The organism is Corynebacterium sp. HMSC072A04 (genome assembly GCF_001809235.1).
GTDB lineage: Bacteria > Actinomycetota > Actinomycetes > Mycobacteriales > Mycobacteriaceae > Corynebacterium > Corynebacterium hiratae.
This window is the reverse complement of record NZ_KV796809.1, coordinates 35,910-55,040: the sequence shown is the minus strand read 5'-3', so window position 1 is coordinate 55,040 and position 19,131 is coordinate 35,910. Positions and strand designations below refer to the sequence as shown.

The window sequence follows — 19,131 nt, the reverse complement described above, 5'->3', positions numbered from 1 at the left end:
CCGAATGGTCAGATACAGGGTCCGGAAGGCCGGACCCGAGGACCTGAAGAAGGAGTACCGAAATGAAGAAGCTTGTTACCGCCGCCGCTGCACTTGCCATTGCCGCCAGTGGGCTGGTTGCCTGCAACGACAAGAAGGAAGAGGTGGACATGAAGCCCAGCTCCGAGATGATGGCCCCGAGCTCGGACGCCATGGAGTCGGATTCCATGATGACAGGGGAAATGAAGAGCGATGAGATGATGGCGCCAAGCGAAGAAATGACCAAGTAAAAGTGCCATGTCCGCCCCGCTGCTGGAGGTAAGCTCTACACCCGTGTCTGCGATGTCACCTGATGAACATGCGCGGCTGAACGACCTGCTCGTTCAGACCGCTGCGGCAGACAAGCATGCCTTCAGCGCGCTATACGACGCCCTCGCGCCCACCGTGTACAGCGTGTGCCTGAGCGTTCTGCGCAATCCTGCCTTAGCCGAAGAGGTTGCCCAAGATGTCTTCGTTGAGGTGTGGACTTCCGCTGCGAAATTTGACCCGCAGCGGGGAAACGCGCGGTCGTGGGTGGGCAGGTTGGCGCATGGGAGGGCCGTCGATAAGCTGCGTAGCCACGTTGCTGCAGTGCAACGTGATGACCGCGACGCGCTGTTGGACCAGGCTACCTACACCGAGCCTCTTGAAGATGAGGCCCTAGGACATGTCGAAGCGCAGCGCCTGCGCTGGGCCATCGACGAGATTGGGGAGCCGCATTCCACCGCGGTAGCCCTCGCATTTTTCAATGGCTTGACGCATGCTGAACTGGCAGAATCAACGGGAGTACCGCTGGGTACGGCGAAGACGCGCGTGCGCGACGGCGTTAAGAAGCTAAAAGCGATTCTCGGAAAGGAGGGAAGATGAGCAATACGCATGAGTTTTCTGATGAGACTTTCGACGACTTCCTCGATTCCCTCCCAGACGTGCATCCGCCAGCGCGAATGAAAGATGCTGTCTTTGCGGAAGTTGACGGTGGCGAAGCTGCTGAGGTCATCGAGCTTCCACGCCGCCGCTGGCGGGCCTTCGTAGCGGTGCCGGCTGCCGCCGCAGTGCTCGTCGCAGGCGTGGTAGCCGCGCCGCAGCTCTTGCAGTTGGGTCAGCAAGATGCACCGGATAGCGCGCAAGTAGAGGCTGAATCGCCGGGCGAAAAATCCATGCACGACATCATGGGCGCAGAGGACCTTATGCAGGGCAATGCGGATGCCTCGGGAGCGCAACTGGATATCGTTTCCTCCGCCTCGATGGCGAAATCCGGCGCGATGGTCGATGGCCAGCCGCAACTGGCCGACGGCATGGGCGCCCAGGTGTGGGCAGTCAGTGCAGATGGTGAGATGGCCTCAGCCGGGGTTATCGGTCAGGACCCACACGATGGGGTGTGGATGCCCTTCGACGGTGCCGCGGTCAAAGTCATGGTCACCGAGGAACCTGCAGGCGGCAGCATGCAACCGACGGGCCGTACCCTCGCCACCGTTACTTTGGCCAGCGCCGGCTAGGGCTCAGTCCGCTAAAGCCTGCTTGACCAGCTCCAGCGCGGCGGCGAGTTCGACGTCGCTCAAATGCCCAAAGCCCAAGACCACGCCTTCCTCGGCGGCCACGCCGCCCCAGTAGTCGCTGAGCGGGGTGAGCGTTAGCCCTAGGGAGGCGGCGCGGTCGACCACGGCGTTATCGCACAGCAACACCGCATGGAGCCCGCCGTGGATGGGCAGAAGGGTAGCGGGGGCGTCTTCCAGCGCGGCTTGGACGAGGTCGCGGCGGCGCTTGTAGGCGCGGCGCATTCGCCCGGTATGCCGCCGCAGCGCACCGCTGGCCAGGTAGTTCGCCAGTGCCGCTTGGGGAATGGCGCCGACAGGCTGGCCGAAGACCTCCCGCACCCGATCCACCGCCGTGCGTAAGCTCGGGGGCAACACCAGGTAGCCGCAGGCAATCGACGGCGAAATCACCGAGGAAAACGTGCCCAGCAACACCGTGTGTTCCGGAGCGAGCGCGGTCAGCGCGGGCAAGGGCTGGCCGACGTAGCGCAGCTCGGAATCGAAATCATCCTCGATGATGAGCACGTCATTGCCGCGCGCCCACTCGACGAGCTCCGCGCGCCGGGCAGCCGGCAGCGAACCGCCATAGGGGTGCTGGTGGGAGGGGGTGACGATGAGAACGTCGAGGCCAACGGTGGGGACGGTGACGCCGTGGGCGTCGGTGGGGACGTCGACAAGCGTGTGCCCCAAGGCCTGGGGGATGCGGCGCAGGCTGGGGTAGCCGGGGGACTCCACGCCCACGCGCAAGTGGCCGCCCAGCGCGCGCAGCAGCACCGACAGCCCGTCGCGGGCGCCAGCGGTGATGACGACATACGCGGGGTCGACCGTCAGCCCGCGCATGTGGCGCAGGTGCGCGGCCACCTCGCGGGGGAGATCTCCGGAAGGATCCACGGCGGCCTTGCGCCACGCCGCCCTCCATTCGGGGGTGATGATTCCGGCCGTATCGGGCAAACCGGGGGTCAACTCCACGCGCGGTGGGGCAGAGCTGGGCCGCGGCGCGGGGTGAGGCTGTGGGGTGCGCCCATGGGGCAGGTGCGGGTTGATGACTGTGCCCGAGCCAACCGACGCGGTGAGGTAGCCCTCGGCGGTGAGCTGCTCGTAGGCGGTAACCACGCTGCCTCGGGAAATGCCCAGATCGCGCGCCAGTGAACGCGTCGACGGCACCTGCTCGCCGGGCAGCAAAATGCCCGCCGCGACTTGGGTGCGGAGGGCTTCGGCAATCTGCACCGGCAACGCGCGCGTATCAGATGGATCGAGGCGGAAAGACACGACCCCATCATAAGTGGTCTAATTCGACACTCGGAAAATGGCTCTTGTCTTGGACCAATTTTCTGGGCCACTATGTGAGCCATGACTGAACAGAAGATTGAACAGGGGCGCGCCACCACGCGCGTCAAGCGTGGACTGGCTGACATGCTCAAGGGCGGCGTCATCATGGATGTAGTCACCCCGGAGCAGGCCCGAATTGCTGAGGACGCAGGTGCGTCCGCCGTCATGGCGCTCGAGCGCGTGCCGGCCGATATCCGCGCCCAGGGCGGCGTGGCCCGCATGTCTGACCCGGACCTCATCGAGGGCATCGTCAACGCTGTGGACATTCCGGTGATGGCGAAGGCCCGCATCGGCCACTTCGTGGAGGCGCAGATTCTCGGCGAGCTGGGCGTAGATTTCATCGACGAGTCCGAGGTGCTCAGCCCGGCCGACTACGTCAACCACATCAACAAGTGGGACTTCGACGTGCCGTTCGTGTGCGGCGCAACCAACTTGGGCGAGGCCTTGCGCCGCATCACCGAGGGTGCGGCCATGATCCGCTCCAAGGGTGAGGCCGGCACTGGCGACGTCTCCGAGGCCGTCAAGCACCTGCGCACCATCAAGGGTGAAATCGCGCGCCTCCAGAACCTGGATCGCGATGAGCTCTACGTCGCAGCCAAGGAGTTGCAGGCGCCGTATGACCTGGTTGCTGAGGTTGCGGAGACCGGCAAGCTGCCGGTCGTGCTGTTCGTCGCTGGTGGCGTGGCCACGCCTGCCGACGCCGCCCTCGTCCGCCAGATGGGCGCCGAAGGCGTCTTCGTTGGCTCCGGAATCTTCAAGTCCGGCGAGCCTGCGAAGCGCGCGGAGGCCATCGTTAAGGCGGCCACCCTCTACGACCAGCCGGCCGAGCTGGCCAAGATCAGCCGCGGCCTGGGTGAGGCCATGGTGGGCATCAACGTCAACGATATCCCCGCCCCGCACCGCCTGGCTGAGCGCGGTTGGTAAACGCGGTGCGACCACTCGTCGGCGTGCTCGCGCTGCAGGGCGGGGTGGAGGAACACCTCGCCGTGTTGGAGAGCCTCGGCGCTGAAACGCGCCGGGTGCGCCTGCCGCAGGATCTCGACGGGCTGGACGGAATCATTCTGCCCGGCGGAGAGTCGAGCACCATCGATAAGCTGGCGCGCTCCTTCGGCGTTGCGGAGCCGCTGCGCCGCGCCGTCGAGGGAGGGCTGCCGGTCCTGGCCACCTGCGCGGGGCTCATCTACAGCGCTCGCGAGCTGGAGAACCCCGCGCCGGGCCAGCAGACACTGGGGCTTATCGACGTCGCCGTGCGCCGCAACGCCTTCGGCAACCAACGCTTCTCCGAGGAGCGCATCGTTCCCGTCGCGCTGCAAGGTCAGCGACCCGATGCAGAGACCTCAGAGGTTGGGGCGCGGCGCCGGGACGCCGAGGCTCATGACGACGCCGAGGCTCATGACACAGGGGCCCGAAGCATCACACTCGACATTGAGGCGAGCTTCATCCGCGCGCCCATCGTTACCCGCGTGGGCGAAGGTGTCGAGGTCATCGCCACCGTGCCTGCCCCTGCACCCGACAGCGTAGCCAGTGGTGCGGCTGGCGAAGATAGCGCTGCGTGCAAAGATAGCGCCGAATATGACGGGGAGCTAACTCATCCCGCCGCGGGGCACGAAGCAATTGTGGGCGTGCGCCAGGGCCGGGTCACAGCGCTGAGCTTCCATCCGGAAGAAAACGGCGACTCGCGCCTCCACGCCGCGTGGCTCGCTTCTTTTGCTAAATAACTATCGCCCGATAGTGCTCTGGGCTACATTGAGATGTGCTAGCTGAACACATCACTCCCAGAAAGGCTCCTCGCCGTGAGCACACCTGCCCCAGAACAAGTCCGCGAAGACATCCGTTTCCTCGGCCGGGTGCTCGGCCGGGTCATCGCGCAGCAGGAAGGCGAGGACGTTTTTGAGCTCGTCGAATCCACCCGCCGCATGGCCTTCGACATCGCCCACGGCGATGCCAAGCCGGAAGACCTCGTCGCTATCTTCCGCGACCTCGACATCACCAAAGTCAACCTCGTGGCGCGAGCGTTCAGCTATTTCGCGCTCATCGCGAATCTAGCGGAGGACTTGGATGACGAGTCCGTCGAGGCGCCGGTTTCCCTGCGCAAGACATTCGCCAAGCTCAAAGAAGAAGGCGTCGCGCCCGCCGATGCCGCCTCCGTCATCCGAGGCGCTCACGTCGCCCCCGTTCTCACCGCGCACCCCACCGAAACCCGCCGCCGCACCGTCTTCGATACCCAGACCCGCATCAAGAATCTCCTCAAGGAAGCTCACCGCGGCGGCGACATGGCGGCGATCGAGAAGGAAATGTACCTGCGCATGACTCTGTTGTGGCAGACCGCGCTGATTCGTATTGCCCGCCCTACCCTCGAAGACGAGATTGACGTCGGCTTGCGCTACTACAAGCTTTCACTGCTCGACCAGGTTCCCGCCCTCAACCGCGCCATTCGCCACGCCATGCGTGAGACCTTTGGCCAGCAGCTTCCCGATTCCCCCGTCGTCCGCCCCGGCTCCTGGATTGGTGGCGACCATGACGGCAACCCCTTTGTTAACGAGCACACCTTGACCTACGCCACCCGCAAGGCCGCGGCGACGGTGCTGCAGTACTACGCCGACGAGCTCGGCGAGTTGGAGCGCGAGCTCTCCCTGTCGGATCGATATTCCTCCAGTTCCAAGGAACTGGGCGCGCTTGCCGACGCCGCCCACAACGACGAAAAATCCCGCGTCGACGAGCCCTATCGCCGGGCCATCTTCGGCATCCGGAAGAAGGTGCTGGCGAGGTTGGAGGGGGAGGCGTCGCCAAGCGCGTATGCGTCGCCGGAGGAGCTCAAACGTGACCTGGACGTGATCGACCGCTCGCTGCGCCAGTTCAACGATGACATCATCGCCGATGACCGCCTTGCCCGATTGCGCTCGGCGGTGACGACGTTTGGCTTCCACCTTTCGACGCTGGATATGCGCCAGAATTCGGAGTCCTTTGAGAACGTTCTCACCGAGATTTTCGCCGCGGCCACCATCACCCCGGACTACAGCGCGCTGGGGGAGGAGGAGAAGGTCACCCTGCTCGTGCGCGAGCTGCAGACCAACCGTCCGCTGCTCTTCCCCGGCTCCGAGCGGGAGTTCAGCGAGGATACCTCGAAGGAGCCGGGGATTTTCCGTGCGGCGGCGCGCGCCGTGCAGGACTTTGGGCCGAAGTCGGTGTCGCACTGCATTATCTCCATGACCGGCACCGTCTCCGATATCTTGGAGCCGATGGTGCTGCTCAAGGAGGTGGGACTGAGCGAGGTCGATGTGGTGCCGCTGTTTGAGACCATCGAGGACTTGAAGGCCGGCGCCGGCATTCTGGAGAAGCTGTGGCAGGTGCCCGTGTACCGCGAGCATCTGCGCTCGCGCGGGGATATCCAAGAAGTCATGTTGGGGTACTCGGATTCCAACAAGGATGGCGGCTACCTGCAGGCAAACTGGGCGCTGTACGACGCCGAACTGGCTCTCGTTGAGCTCTGCGCGCGCCACGGCGTGGAGTTGCGACTGGCGCATGGTCGCGGCGGTGCGGTAGGCCGCGGCGGTGGCCCGACCTATGATGCGATTTTGGCGCAGCCGAAGGGCGCGGTATCAGGTTCGGTGCGTATCACCGAGCAGGGAGAGGTGATTTCTGCGAAGTATGGTGCGCCGGAGACTGCGCGCCGCCACTTGGAGGCGTTTGTTTCCGGAGCGCTGGAGGCATCGTTGTTGGATACCGAGCCCATTACGGATCCGGAGCGCGCCTACGACATCATGCGCGAGCTGGCGGCGTTGAGTGGCGTGGCCTACCGCCAGCTTGTCGACGACCCCGGGTTCATCGCCTACTTCACCCAGTCCACCCCGCTGCACGAGATTGGTGATCTCAACCTGGGTTCGCGCCCGACCTCGCGTAAGCAGACCACCGCGATTACGGATTTGCGAGCGATTCCCTGGGTGCTGTCGTGGTCGCAGTCCCGCACCAACATCCCGGGCTGGTTCGGCGTGGGCAGTGCGGTGACGGCGTGGGTGAAGCAAGCCTCCGGAGGATCGACAGCTGTCAACGGCGCAGTAAACACCGACGGAATAAACACTGCCCCAGCAGACGAAGAGAAGCGCTGGGAAGAGCTGCGCGAGCTGTACCGCACGTGGCCCTTCTTCCGTTCTGTGTTCGCGAACATGGCGCAGGTCATGGCTAAGGCGGAGATGCAGCTGGCGCGCCTGTATGCCAACTTGGTCGACGACAAAGAAATCGCGGACCGTATCTTCGGCCTGATTTCCGAGGAGTTTGAGCGCACCCGCGAGGTCTACCTTAAGGTCACCGGCAACGCGGAGTTGGTTAGTGAGAACCAACGCCAGGCGCGGTCGCTCAAGCGTCGCTACCCGTACCTGCTTCCGCTTAACGCCATCCAGTTAGAGTTGCTGCGTCGCTACCGTAAGGGCGACGACCAATTCCTGGTGTCCAAGACCATCCAGGTCACGATGAACGGGTTGGCCACCGCGCTGCGCAACGCCGGCTAATCCGCCCGCCCGTCAACCCCCACGTCCGTTCAACCCGCACGGCCCACATTCCTGCGGGACAGGCTTGAGCGCATGACCAGTTCCGTGAGTTAAGCCGGCACGCCGAATGCCCCGCGAGGAAGTGATTTCCTGCGGGGTACGACCAAACAGTGCTGGAAGAGTGCCCTGGCGGAGCGGGGCACACTGGTGCGCAAGATGACCTTGAGGTTTGTTGAAGCGTTAGTTGAAGGCGCTGGTGAAGACCGGCGCGGCGTCGTATGGCGGGATCCATGCCACCCGCCCGCCGATGCGATCCATGTGGCCGCGTGAGGGCGGGGCATCGGGGTCATCGTCGTTGACGCCATTATGGTAGGGGCACAGTGGCACCAGGTTGAGGATGTTGGTGGGCCCGCCGCGGGCCCAGGCCTTGATGTGGTGGATCTGGCACTTCTCAAAGGGAACCTTGCAGCCTTCCCAGGCGCAGCAAGGATTCTCTGCTGCCAAGGCGAGGCGCTGCTTGGCGGTGGCGAAGCGCTGGAAGCGGAACACATCGAGCGGGCCATGCTCGCGGCTGACCGCCACGATGACTCCCTTGTCTAGCAAAGCGCGCTCCACCAGCTGCGAGCCGGTCATGGTCGCGCCACTGGTGGTGCGGACGATGAACTCTTCGCCGTCCTTGTCGGTATTGCCCTTGAGCAGCTCGGCGTAGTCATCAAGCTGCAGGACCGCCATGGTGGCAACCTCAGTCTTGACACCGCCACCGTCTAGATTCTCCAGGAAGCTTTCACCGGGGCGTTCCTGGTCGATGCCTTCGAAGACGCCGGTAAGCTGCAACGAGTCCGCGGTGACCGTGAGCGTGGCCAGACCGTTGCCATGCTGGGTGAGCTTGGCGCGCTCGGCATACGTGCGGGGCTTGCGCATCTGGCGCAGCCTTTTGCGCGCTACCTTTTCCACCAGCTCCGCGCTGGTCTGGCATAGCTCCACACGCAAATCCCACGCTTTGTGGTGGTCCCGAATTTTGGTCACGAAGTGCTCGATAAGCTGCAAGGTCACCAGCCCGTGCCCGCGCCGGCGCGCGGCTTCCACTGCCGTGCGCTGCTTCTTCGTCGAGGATGTGTGCCCGAAGTAGGTGTGGTGGAGGGAGAGGAACACGGTGGCGTCGGCAGGCGTGGCGCCGAGGGCCACCAAATCAGATTCAGACAGGCCCGCGCACTCGGCCACCAGGTCAATGGCGCGGCCGAGGGCGGCGAAGAACGTCTGTAATCTCATACCCCGCAGCCTAAAAGCACCCCACCCCACCTCCAAGCCCCGAACTAGCCATCCGATGAAATCTGTGGATAACTAGTCGGCACTCGGCTTTAGGCGCCGGCGAGGCCGCGGCGCTTGAGCAGCGGCGCAACGTCCTTGTCGCGGCCGCGGAACTCGCGGTAAGCCTCCGTGAAGTCGCGAGACGCGCCCTTCGACAGGATGACATCGCGGAACTTTTGACCGGCCTCGCGAAGGTCGGTTTGCTCTTTGAACCACTCGAAACCATCGGCGTCGAGCGCTTCGGCCCACAGGTAGGAGTAGTAGCCCGCGGAGTAGCCACCGGCGAAGATGTGGTTAAAGTAAGTCGAGCGATAGCGCGGCGCGATGAGCTCGTTATCCAGCCCGGCCGCGCGCAGGGCTTCGGCCTCAAATTCGGCGACGGCCTCCGGGGTAGCCTCCAACTTGGCGGCCTCGGCAGCACTCAGGGAATGCCACGCGAGGTCGATGATCGACGCTCCCAGATACTCCGAGGTAGCGAAACCCTGGCCGAATTCGGAGGCGGCGGAGATGGCGTCGAGAAGCTCGTCCGGAATAGGTTCGCCCGTCTCCACGTGGCGGGCGTATTCCTTGACCAGTCTCTCATCGAGCGCCCAGTTCTCGTTGATCTGCGAGGGGAACTCCACCCAGTCGCGCGGTACGTTGGTGCCGGCGAAGGTGGGGTAGCGGACGTCGGATAGCAGGCCGTGCAGGGCGTGACCGAATTCGTGGAAGACGGTGCGGACCTCGTCCATGCTGAGCAGCGGTTGGGAGCCGTCGGCTGGCTTGGTGATGCCCATGACGTTGACGATGACCGGCTTGCGCTCCAGCAGCCGGGACTGGCCCACGAACTCGCTCATCCATGCGCCGCCGCGCTTGGTGGGACGCCCGAAGTAGTCGGTAAGAAGAAGACCGATTCCTTTATCTCCGTGATTGACGTCTCCGTCAATCACCTCCCAGACGCGAACCCCCTCCGCGTAGCCCTCGAGGTCATCGCGGGGGATAACGGTGATGCCGTAGAGGCGCTCGGCGGCGGCGAAGACGCCCTTCTCCAGGACCTGGTCCAGCGGGAAGTACTTGCGCAGCTCCTCCTCATCGAGAGAGAAGTCGCGGGCGCGGACCTTGGATTCCCAATAAGGCCAGTCCGCGGCGCTGAAACCCTGGCCGTTGAGCGTTGCTTCCTCCGTGAGGAGCTTCTGCTCGCCTTCGGCGTTGGCCGCGGCGGCGGGGGCGAGGTCGAAGAGCATGGTGCGGGCGGCGTCGGCAGTCGCGGCGGTTTCTTCGGCGATGACGTAGTCGGCATGCGTGGCAAAGCCCAGCAGCTCGGCTCGCTCGGCGCGCAGCTGCACGGCCTCGATGAGCCCCGGGATGTTGTTCTCGGAGCCCCTGCTTGTCGACGCCCCATACAGCCTCCCCCTCGCATCCTCCCGCGCCAGACGGCTCAGCTCGGACTGCACGGTCGGCAACTCCAGCGGGATGACGAAGCCCTCGCGGCCTAGTGCTTCGGCATCGGCCTTGGCGGAGGCGATGCGTTCGGCGGGCAGGCCCTCGAGTTCTTCCTCGGTGAAGGAGACCGCGCGCTCGCGGGTAGACGCCATGAGGTTGCGGCCGAATTCTTCAGAGAGCGCGGAGAGGCGCTGGTTGATCTCGGACAGGCGGGCCTTGCCGGCCGCGTCGAGGTCGGCACCCTTGCGGGCAAAGGTGCGCAGGAGGTGCTCGTGGAGGCGCTGGCCTTCCGCGTCGTCGGCAGGCGGCGTGGCCTCCTTGATGCGCGCGTAGAGCACCTCGTTCTGGTAGATCGCGTCATAGTGCGCGGACAGGCGCGGGTAGATGTCGGCGGCGATCTCCTCCATTTCATCGGTGACGTCGGTGCCGGAGAGGTTGCCAAAGACCGCCATGACGCGGTCGAGGTCCTGCCCGGAGCGCTCGAGCGCCTCCACGGTGTTTTCCCACGTAGGCGTGGTGGGGTTGTCGGTGATGGAGGCGATTTCGGCGTCGTGAAGCGCGAGTGCTTCGTCGAAGGCGGGGCGGTAGTGCTCGACCTTGATCTCCCAAACGGCGGGAGCTGGTAGGGCAGCGTGGAGGGAGTTAGCAGTGGGTTAGTCATAAGAAACTACCGTACCTATGCCTCCTGCTCTATGTGATGGCATTCACTACTTTCTTCTGTCGTGGCGTGTGGATGAGGATGGCATCGAGAACCAAGAGCGCCGCCAAGGTGATTCCTAAGAGCGGCAGGAAGACGCCCACGGTGGCGGCGAATAGCGCGCCCAACCCTGTGGCGGCCCAGGAGAAGTGGGCAGTCGGGAGGAAGCGTGGGCGACGTTTCCACCACATGTAGTACCCCAGTACTACGAGAGCGGCGGTGGCGAGACCCAGTGCGAGCAGCGCAATCTGCAGTGGAAGGCCGAACATGATGCCCATGTGCAGGTAGATGCCCCAACTGCTGAGCTTGCTAAACAGCGGCAGGCTGGAGAAAGGCTGGCGGTCGATGACCTCTCCGGTAGCGCCGTCGACGGAGACCGCGTCGGAGGTGGTGCGCCATTCCACCCAGCGTTCGCTGACCTGCCAGGCGGAGTTGGCGTCCTCCGGCGGGTACAGGCGCAGTGGCCCGGTCAGTCCCTCGGTGCGGCCGGTGGCGAGGACGCGCTCGGCCTCGGCAGCTACGTTCACGCTTGACCACGCCCCTCCAACCCCATGACCTTCATGTCCTTCATGGCCGGTGTGCTCATGCGTTTCAGCGGTGGTGCCGGGGAGGGCAGTCTCGATGGGGGTGGCCTTCCAGTTCATGCGCTCGACGAGGGAATCGACGTTGTCGCCGGCCAGACCTGACCAGGTAATACCGGTGGCAGACAAGCCGAGAAGCCCGATGAATATCCAGGCGCCAACAGTGGAATGCAGGCGGGTGGCCTTCCAGCGGGCAGAGCGCTTGGGCTGCTGCTGCGCTGCGTTCGCGGTTGCCTTGTTCTTCGGGCGGCGGCGAATCCACCACATATAAAGACCGCCGCAGGCCATGACCCACAGCCAGGAGGCGGCTAGCTCCGAGTAGAGTTCGCCGACCTTGCCCAGGTGGAAGCTTTCGTGCAGGGAGGAAATCCAGCGGCGCAGCGGCATCTCACCCAGGCCCGAGTAGGTGGGGTAGTCCCCGATGACCTCGGCGTTGGCAGGATTGATGAAGACGGTGCGCTGGAGGCTTTCGTCGATGCTGTCATCGGAAACCAGCACGCGCGTCGAATCCGTGGGGCTGGTTGCCGGCCAGACTTGGGACACGGGCATGTCGGGGTGCCCCTGCTGTGCGGCCTGGATTTGTTCTTCCAAGCTTACGGGGTGCTCGACCGCCGGAACGGTCATGACGTCGCGGTACACCACCTTCTCCAGGGTGGGCGCCATGGCATAGAGACAGCCAGTCAATGCCGCAACGAGGATGAAGGGGCCGACGAACATGCCGCCATAAAAGTGGATGCGTTGAATGAAGGATCGCAGAGCCGTCCGACTCATATGTAGTGCTCTTTTCAGTGTGTACAGGTAGGGCCCGTAGTGGGTGCCTGAGGGTGAATGCTTTCGGGCACTCAAGACGGGCGATGGACAGGCGCTGATATCAACTGCACTACTAGTCGGAGGCGGTGGTTGCTTGGTTCCCGTGGATTGAAAAACTCTCTCTTTTGCTGTGCGGTGTAGCTTTTACAACCTTTGATGAGGTTAGGGGTTTGCATAAGCCGTTGTCGGACTTCAATTGATGGTCGGCTACAGAGATCTGCCAATAGGGATAGCGAGGCTAATCTCATATTGATAGCCTGAGCACATGAGCATTATGAAGATCTGCCCCCCCCTGCACGACAACATAAGACTACCGCGGTAGTCATTGCTGGCGTAATGCTGGCAGGCTTTGTGAAGATTCCAACTGCGCATGCGCAAAACTACAACAATCCGTTTCCCACTGAACCCTCCGACTCTTACATCCAAGACTGTGCGAACAATCCGGCTACGTGCAAATTGCCAGAAGGAGTGGCAACTGGTGCATCTCCCGAGAAGCAGGAGGCATGGAACAGATGCTTAGTGGCGATGACCGTTGCTGGTGTTCCTGCGGGCCGGGCGGTGCAAGGAATGCTTAAGGCAATTGCGACCGGAGTTGTAGCGGGTGGCCTAAACGGTTACGCCAGTTGCGACTGGGATGCAATTCTCGCTAAGTAGAGGTGTTGAGAGCATGAAATCATTTTTGGCTGGTTGGATTTTGTCGATAGGCGCGGTACTTATGGTGGGGTATTCCTCTGCTGACTTGATGTGGGTAGTCCGGACGGCCCTACTTACGACGATTCTCTGGGTATCAGCCTATTTCATTTCTAAGAAGCGCCAGATTCAAAAAGTGGATGGCATCGACCGTAGCTGATGCTCCCATGGTTGTACGGGACGCTAGTCACCTGATTTTAGGCAGCGGAGAAATTGCCCAATGGCATCGGAGGAGGAGGGGGTGTTACACCGCCGGTAGAGCGTGAGGTGGGACCATGTCTCGCGTCACGCAGCGGCATCGAAGGTGACCTCGTGGTTGAGTACATCCTCGTAGGAAAACGACGGCGCCGCGCGCTCCACTACTGAGAGGATACGCGCGGCGGTCGGAAACATGATGCTACGAAGAATTACTTCTTCAGGCCATCAATGATCTCGTTGAAGGCAGCGACCGGGCGCATGGTCTGGTTGAGCTTCTCCTCGTTCGGGGCGTAGTAGCCGCCGAGGTCGACGGGGGAGCCCTGGACGTCGAGAAGCGCCTGCTCAATCTCGCCTGCCTTGGCCTCGAGGGCCTCAGCAACCGGCTTGAAGGCCTCGGCCAGCTCGGCGTCGTCAGTCTGCGCAGCCAGCTCCTTGGCCCAGTTGAGGGTCAGGAAGAAGTGGGAGCCGCGGTTGTCGTTCTCGCCCACCTTGCGGGACGGGGACTTGCCCTCATCCAGCAGGGTCTCGGTGGCCTTGTCCAGTGCAGCGGCCAGCACGCCAGCCTTGGCGTTGCCGTTGGTGTTGTGCTCGTGGCGGAAGGACTCAGCCAGGGCCAGGAACTCACCGAGGGAATCCCAGCGCAGGTGGTTCTCCTCCTGGACCTGCTGGACGTGCTTCGGAGCGGAGCCGCCGGCACCGGTCTCGAACAGGCCGCCGCCAGCCATGAGCGGAACCACGGACAGCATCTTGGCGGAGGTGCCGAGCTCGAGGATGGGGAAGAGGTCGGTGTTGTAGTCACGCAGGACGTTACCGGTCACGGAGATGGTGTCCTCGCCCTTGCGGATGCGCTCGACGGAGATCTTGGTCGCGGTGACCGGATCCTCGATGGAGATGTCGAGGCCCTCGGTGTCGTGATCCTGCAGGTACTTCTTGACCAGCTCGATGAGGTTGGCGTCGTGGCCGCGCTCCGGGTCGAGCCAGAAGATAGCCTTCATGCCGGACAGGCGAGCACGGTTGACAGCCAGCTTGACCCAGTCCTGGATCGGGGCGTCCTTGGTCTGGCAGGCGCGCCAGATGTCACCCTCCTCCACGTCGTGGGAGATGAGAGCCTCGCCCTTGGAGTTGCGGACCTCAACGGTGCCGGCTGCCGGCACCTTGAAGGTCTTGTTGTGGGAGCCGTACTCCTCAGCCTTCTGTGCCATGAGGCCGACGTTCGGGACAGTACCCATGGTGGTCGGGTCGTAGGCGCCGTTGGCCTTGCAGTCCTCGATCACGGCCTGGTAGACACCGGCGTAGGAGGAATCCGGGATGACGGCGAGGGTGTCCTGCTCCTCGTCGTTCTTGTTCCACATGTGGCCGGAGGTGCGGATCATGGCCGGCATGGAGGCGTCGATAATGACGTCGGACGGAACGTGCAGGTTGGTAATGCCCTTGTGGGAGTTGACCATGGCGAGGTCCGGACCCGCGGCCAGCGCGGCGTCGAAAGCGGCCTTGATCTCAGCGCCCTTCTCCAGCTTGTCCAGGCCCTCGTAGATAGCGCCCAGGCCGTTCTCGCCGTTGAGGCCAGCGGCCTCGAGCTCCTCGCCGTACTTCTCAAAGACATCAGCGAAGAAAGCGCGCACCACGTGGCCGAAGATGATGGGATCAGAGACCTTCATCATGGTGGCCTTGAGGTGAGCGGAGAAGAGAACGCCCTCTTCCTTAGCGCGGGCAACCTGCGCCTTGAGGAACTCATCGAGTGCCTTGGCAGACATGAAGGTGCCGTCGATGACCTCACCCTTGAGGACCGGCAGCTTCTCCAGCAGGGTCTGCTCGCCCTCGGCGGTCTTCAGAACGATGGAGAGGGTGTCCTCCTCCGGCATGATGACGGACTTCTCGTTGTGGCGGAAGTCGTTAGCGTCCATGGTGGCCACGTTGGTCTTGGAATCAGCGGACCACGCGCCCATCTTGTGCGGGTTCTTCTTAGCAAAGTTCTTGACCGCAATCGGGGCGCGGCGGTCGGAGTTGCCCTCACGCAGAACCGGGTTCACAGCGGAGCCCTTGACGGCGTCGTACTTCTCCTGAGCCTCTTCGTACTCCGGAAGGTCGTAGCCGGCGGCCTGCAGCTCAGCAATAGCCTTCTTCAGCTGCACCAGGGAAGCGGAGATGTTCGGCAGCTTAATGATGTTAGCTTCCGGGGTCTTGGCCAGCTCGCCGAGCTCAGCCAGGGCATCGGAGACCTTCTTGTCACCAAGGCGCTCCGGGAACTGGGCCAGGATGCGGCCGGCCAGGGAAATGTCGCGGGTTTCCACCTCGATGCCTGCGGTGGAAGCGAAGGCCTCCACGACGGGCTTGAAGGAGTAGGTCGCCAGCAACGGCGCCTCGTCGGTACGGGTCCAGATAATCTTTGCCATGGTTCTCCTAAAGAAGTTGAAAACTGTTCAACCTCACAGGATACCTGTCTTATTTTCTCGCGGTGCCGGTCCCCCTGTGACTCGCACCACCAGCGGGGGAAGTCTGTGTACTTGGCACAACCTTTCCGACTGGACTTACGAGCTCGGGAGGGGAAGTACTAAGGTCTGCCCACGTGAAACCGATGAATACCCGTATCCAACGCCGCCCCGTCCCGCGCCAGACGGAAATCTCCGCGACGCGCCGCACCATCGTGATGATCGCCATGGCGCTGGGCGCTTTTGCCATCGGCACCACAGAGTTCACCTCCATGGGCCTGCTGCCGCTCATCGCGGATGATTTCGGTATTACGGAAGACACGGCGTCGGTAGTCATCTCCGTCTACGCGCTCGGCGTCGTCGTGGGCGCGCCGGTCATCGCAGCACTCACGGGCAAGCTCCCACGCCGCCGCCTCATTATCCTGCTCATTGGCTTCTTGCTCGTGGGCAACCTGCTCACGGCCTTGGCCCCGAACTACGGCGTCCTGCTGGTGGCGCGCTTCATCGCAGGCCTGCCGCATGGCGCATACTTCTCCGTAGCAAATCTGGCTGCGGCATCGATGGCGCCACCGGGCAAGCAAGGATTTGCCATGTCGATGGTGGGCATGGGCCTCTCCATCGCCACCGTGATCGGCGTGCCCGCGGCCCAGGCCCTAGGCCAAGGATTGGGCTGGCATGCGGCGTACTTTTTGGTCGTGGCCATTGCGGGGCTCACGATGGTCCTGCTCTTTGTCCTCTTCCCGCACATGACGCGCATGCCGGAAACGGATATGTTCACCGAGCTCGGCGCCCTGAAGAACAGCCAGGTTCTGCTCACCGTCTTCCTCGGCACCGTCGGCTTTGGCGGCATGTTTGCCGTCTACACCTACATCACGTGGACCATGACGGAGGTCGCCGGCATGGACCCGAGCCACACGTGGATTGTGCTCATGGCCTATGGCATCGGTATGACTGTCGGCAACGTCGCCGGCGGTGCGCTGGCGGACCGAAACCTGGAATTCGGCATCATCTTTGCTCTCGTCTGCATGGTCGGAGTGTCAGTGACCTTCTACTTCGTGGCGCACAACGCATGGGCGGGCACGATTGCCTTTGGTGTCTTGGCCTTCTTCGGCTCCATTCTCGTGCCCTCCCTGCAGCTTCGCCTGGTCAACGTGGCGGGGGATGCGCAGAGCCTCGCGGCGGCCTTGAATCAGTCGGCCCTCAACATCGCCAATGCGGCGGGCGCGGCCATCGGCGGCGCAGTCGTGGGCGCGGGCTACTCCTATAATTCCACCGCGCTGGCCGGTGCGGGCCTGGCGGTGGCCGGCTGCATCACCTGGGTTATCACCATGTGGGACAAGCGCCGCCGGGGCCCTTCCGTGAAGATTATTGAACGCAGTTAGACTGACCGGCATGAGTTTCACCATCGCCTCTGTCAACGTCAATGGCATCCGCGCGGCCTGCAAACAGCGCAATGAGAACAACCCGGGGATGAACGCGTGGTTGGATACCACGCCGGCCGATGTCGTCCTCATGCAGGAGGTGCGCGCCAATCCCGAGCAGACCCAGAAGGCCCTGGCCCCGGCTCTGGAGGCCGGATGGAACCTGGTGCAGGCCGAATCCGCCGCCAAGGGCCGCGCGGGCGTGGGCATCTTATCGAAGCATGCGCTTGGCGACGTCTCCGTGGGCTTCGGCTCCTTCGCCGAATCCGGCCGCTTCATTGCCGCCACCGTGGAAGGCGTGCGCGTGGCCTCTTTGTATCTGCCCTCCGGCGATGTGGATTCGCCGAAGCAGGATGAGAAGTACCTCTTCCTGGACGAGTTTTCTTCAGTCTTGGATGAGATGGCTGCGACCTACCCGGAGGCTGTTATCGGTGGTGACTGGAATATTTGCCACCGCGCCCAGGACTTGAAGAACAACAAGCCCAACGAGAAGAAGTCCGGCCACCTGCCGGAGGAGCGCGCTTTCATGGATCGCGTCTTTGGCTCCTTCCCGGATGCGCAGCCGCAGGAGAAGAAGGGGTTCGGGGATTGGCTCGGCGTGGTGGATTATGAGACCAAGACCGCCTGGGAAGCGGCCGCGGACCCGCAGTGGTTTGACGTCGCCAGGCGCCTGCACCCGGAGGCTGAGGGGCCCTATACCTGGTGGACCTACCGCGGCCAGGCTTTCAATAACGACGCTGGGTGGCGCATCGATTATCAAGCGGCCACGAAGTCTATGCTGGAGCGCGCGCAGCGCACGTGGGTGGAGAAGGCGCCGACGGTGGAGGAGCGCTGGTCCGATCACTCTCCTCTTCTGGTGGAGTACAAGTAGCCGAATCCAAGTAGTGGTACGATAATCCCGTCTTAACGTCCTTTTCTATTTCGCAGGAGATGCTCATGACCCGCGCAATCATCTACTTTGTCCTCGGCGCTATTCTGCTTGCCCTGGGTATCTGGTGGTGGACCATCGTCGGACCGTCCTTTGCCTTCCTTGGCCCGATCGTCCTCCAGGGCGTTGGCGGCGCGTTCATGGTGGCCGGTTTCGCCGTCATGATGGACGTCATTAGCCCGACCTCCCGCAAGATTTAATCGACGCACCGCCTCCCCGCCGGAGGCGGCAGAGTAGAGTAGTCAACCATGACTGACTCCACTTCTGCATCGACCTCCGCTTCTCGAGTCCTCTCTGGTATTCAACCCACGGCGGACTCCTACCACCTCGGTAACTACCTCGGTGCGCTCAAGCAGTGGATTGACCTGCAAGACTCGCACGAGGCCTTTTACTTCATCCCGGACCTGCACGCCATCACGGTGGAGCAGAACCCGGAGGAGCTGCGCCACCGCACCGTGGCGGGCGCCGCGCAGCTCATCGCATTGGGCATCGATCCGGCGAAATCGACCCTCTTCGTACAATCCCACGTCCCCGCGCACGCGGAGCTGACGTGGGTTTTGCAGTGCCTGACCGGCTTCGGTGAGGCCTCCCGCATGACCCAGTTCAAGGACAAGTCCCTCAAGCAAGGCCAGGACCGCACGTCCGTGGGACTGTTTACCTACCCCGTCCTGATGGCCGCGGACATCCTCCTGTATTCCCCGCACTATGTGCCGGTGGGGGAGGACCAGCGCCAGCACCTCGAGCTCACTCGCAACCTGGCGGAGCGCTTCAACAACAAATACGGCGAGGTCTTCCGCGTGCCAGAGGCCTTCATTCCGGAGGGCTCAGCCAAGATTTATGACCTGCAGGAGCCGACGTCCAAGATGTCGAAGTCGGGCGCTAACCCGAAGGGCATCGTGAACCTGCTCGATGCTCCTAAGACCTCCGCTAAGCGCATTAAGTCCGCGGTGACCGATGACCTCGGCGTGGTGGCCTTCGACCGCGAGAAGCAGCCCGGCGTGTCCAACCTGCTGGCTATCCAGTCTGCGCTGACCGGTGAGAGCATCCCGAACCTCGTGGACAAGTACGCGGGCCAGGGCTATGGCCACCTGAAGGTGGACACAGCAGAAGCGCTGGAGGCCTTCACCACTCCGCTGAAGGCACGCTACGACGAGCTCATGGAAGACCGCGGCGAGCTCGAGCGCATCTTGGCCCAGGGCGCCGAGCGCGCCACGGAGATCGCCTCCCCGCTCGTGGACAAGGTCTACGAGGCGGTGGGCTTCCTCCCCGCGCGCCGCGGCTGAG

Annotated in this window: 15 protein-coding genes and 1 pseudogene; 11 read left to right on the top strand and 5 right to left on the bottom strand. The window is 63.3% G+C overall.

Going from position 1 to position 19,131, the window contains the following annotated elements; translation table 11 throughout:
* The first annotated feature begins 62 nt into the window (after positions 1 to 62).
* From HMPREF2565_RS10965 to HMPREF2565_RS10955, 3 genes are read left to right on the top strand one after another with little or no spacing between them, the layout of a single operon-like run.
* Positions 63 to 269 (top strand): hypothetical protein, encoded by a 207-nt coding sequence (locus HMPREF2565_RS10965; RefSeq protein ID WP_071407364.1) that lies wholly within the window; start codon positions 63 to 65, stop codon positions 267 to 269.
* A gap of 7 nt (positions 270 to 276) precedes the next feature.
* A complete protein-coding gene (locus HMPREF2565_RS10960; RefSeq protein WP_046648380.1) occupies positions 277 to 885 on the top strand; it encodes a sigma-70 family RNA polymerase sigma factor in 609 nt (202 codons plus the stop codon).
* Positions 882 to 1,514, top strand: a complete 633-nt coding sequence (locus HMPREF2565_RS10955) for an anti-sigma factor (protein WP_071407363.1) — start codon at positions 882 to 884, stop codon at positions 1,512 to 1,514. The genes HMPREF2565_RS10960 and HMPREF2565_RS10955 overlap by 4 nt, the downstream gene beginning before the upstream one ends.
* 3 nt (positions 1,515 to 1,517) lie before the next feature.
* On the opposite strand, the gene HMPREF2565_RS10950 is transcribed toward HMPREF2565_RS10955, so the two are convergent.
* Entirely contained in the window at positions 1,518 to 2,819 is a 1,302-nt protein-coding gene (locus HMPREF2565_RS10950) for a MocR-like pyridoxine biosynthesis transcription factor PdxR (RefSeq protein ID WP_071407362.1), read from the bottom strand.
* Positions 2,820 to 2,900: 81 nt separating this feature from the next.
* Between HMPREF2565_RS10950 and pdxS the strand changes: the two genes are divergently transcribed.
* The 3 genes from pdxS (at position 2,901) to ppc (ending at position 7,384) form a co-directional block, all read left to right on the top strand.
* Complete coding sequence (pdxS, locus tag HMPREF2565_RS10945; protein ID WP_049157099.1) at positions 2,901 to 3,803, top strand: pyridoxal 5'-phosphate synthase lyase subunit PdxS; 903 nt, start codon at positions 2,901 to 2,903, stop codon at positions 3,801 to 3,803.
* Between the two features lie 5 nt (positions 3,804 to 3,808).
* Positions 3,809 to 4,597, top strand: a complete 789-nt coding sequence (pdxT, locus tag HMPREF2565_RS10940; RefSeq protein WP_071407361.1) for a pyridoxal 5'-phosphate synthase glutaminase subunit PdxT — start codon at positions 3,809 to 3,811, stop codon at positions 4,595 to 4,597.
* A 75-nt stretch (positions 4,598 to 4,672) separates the two neighbouring features.
* Positions 4,673 to 7,384 (top strand): phosphoenolpyruvate carboxylase, encoded by a 2,712-nt coding sequence (ppc, locus tag HMPREF2565_RS10935; RefSeq protein WP_071407360.1) that lies wholly within the window; start codon positions 4,673 to 4,675, stop codon positions 7,382 to 7,384.
* 219 nt (positions 7,385 to 7,603) lie between these two features.
* Here ppc and HMPREF2565_RS10930 read toward each other — a convergent pair whose 3' ends face one another.
* The 3 genes and pseudogenes from HMPREF2565_RS10930 to HMPREF2565_RS10920 all read right to left on the bottom strand — a co-directional run bounded on the left by HMPREF2565_RS10930 (position 7,604) and on the right by HMPREF2565_RS10920 (position 12,142).
* The gene (locus tag HMPREF2565_RS10930) at positions 7,604 to 8,632 is read right to left on the bottom strand and encodes an HNH endonuclease signature motif containing protein (protein WP_071407359.1); all 1,029 of its coding nucleotides are present in this window, start codon (positions 8,630 to 8,632) and stop codon (positions 7,604 to 7,606) included.
* Positions 8,633 to 8,721: 89 nt separating this feature from the next.
* Positions 8,722 to 10,754: pseudogene (locus HMPREF2565_RS10925) on the bottom strand (M3 family metallopeptidase).
* A 29-nt stretch (positions 10,755 to 10,783) separates the two neighbouring features.
* Positions 10,784 to 12,142 (bottom strand): PepSY-associated TM helix domain-containing protein, encoded by a 1,359-nt coding sequence (locus HMPREF2565_RS10920; protein ID WP_071407358.1) that lies wholly within the window; start codon positions 12,140 to 12,142, stop codon positions 10,784 to 10,786.
* A 706-nt stretch (positions 12,143 to 12,848) separates the two neighbouring features.
* Here HMPREF2565_RS10920 and HMPREF2565_RS10915 point away from each other — a divergent pair.
* A complete protein-coding gene (locus tag HMPREF2565_RS10915) occupies positions 12,849 to 13,031 on the top strand; it encodes a hypothetical protein (RefSeq protein ID WP_046648373.1) in 183 nt (60 codons plus the stop codon).
* Positions 13,032 to 13,278: 247 nt separating this feature from the next.
* Here HMPREF2565_RS10915 and HMPREF2565_RS10910 read toward each other — a convergent pair whose 3' ends face one another.
* Positions 13,279 to 15,462 carry an NADP-dependent isocitrate dehydrogenase gene (locus HMPREF2565_RS10910; RefSeq protein ID WP_071407357.1) on the bottom strand — a complete coding sequence of 728 codons (2,184 nt, stop codon included), beginning with the start codon at positions 15,460 to 15,462 and terminating at the stop codon, positions 13,279 to 13,281.
* A 182-nt stretch (positions 15,463 to 15,644) separates the two neighbouring features.
* Between HMPREF2565_RS10910 and HMPREF2565_RS10905 the strand changes: the two genes are divergently transcribed.
* From HMPREF2565_RS10905 to trpS, 4 genes are all read left to right on the top strand, one after another.
* Positions 15,645 to 16,880, top strand: coding sequence for an MFS transporter (locus tag HMPREF2565_RS10905; RefSeq protein ID WP_210385907.1), 1,236 nt, complete (start codon positions 15,645 to 15,647; stop codon positions 16,878 to 16,880).
* Between the two features lie 10 nt (positions 16,881 to 16,890).
* Complete coding sequence (locus tag HMPREF2565_RS10900; protein ID WP_071407355.1) at positions 16,891 to 17,790, top strand: exodeoxyribonuclease III; 900 nt, start codon at positions 16,891 to 16,893, stop codon at positions 17,788 to 17,790.
* A 65-nt stretch (positions 17,791 to 17,855) separates the two neighbouring features.
* Positions 17,856 to 18,047 (top strand): hypothetical protein, encoded by a 192-nt coding sequence (locus HMPREF2565_RS10895; protein ID WP_049157254.1) that lies wholly within the window; start codon positions 17,856 to 17,858, stop codon positions 18,045 to 18,047.
* A gap of 48 nt (positions 18,048 to 18,095) precedes the next feature.
* Positions 18,096 to 19,130 carry a tryptophan--tRNA ligase gene (trpS, locus tag HMPREF2565_RS10890; RefSeq protein ID WP_070511442.1) on the top strand — a complete coding sequence of 345 codons (1,035 nt, stop codon included), beginning with the start codon at positions 18,096 to 18,098 and terminating at the stop codon, positions 19,128 to 19,130.
* Position 19,131 lies beyond the last annotated feature (1 nt).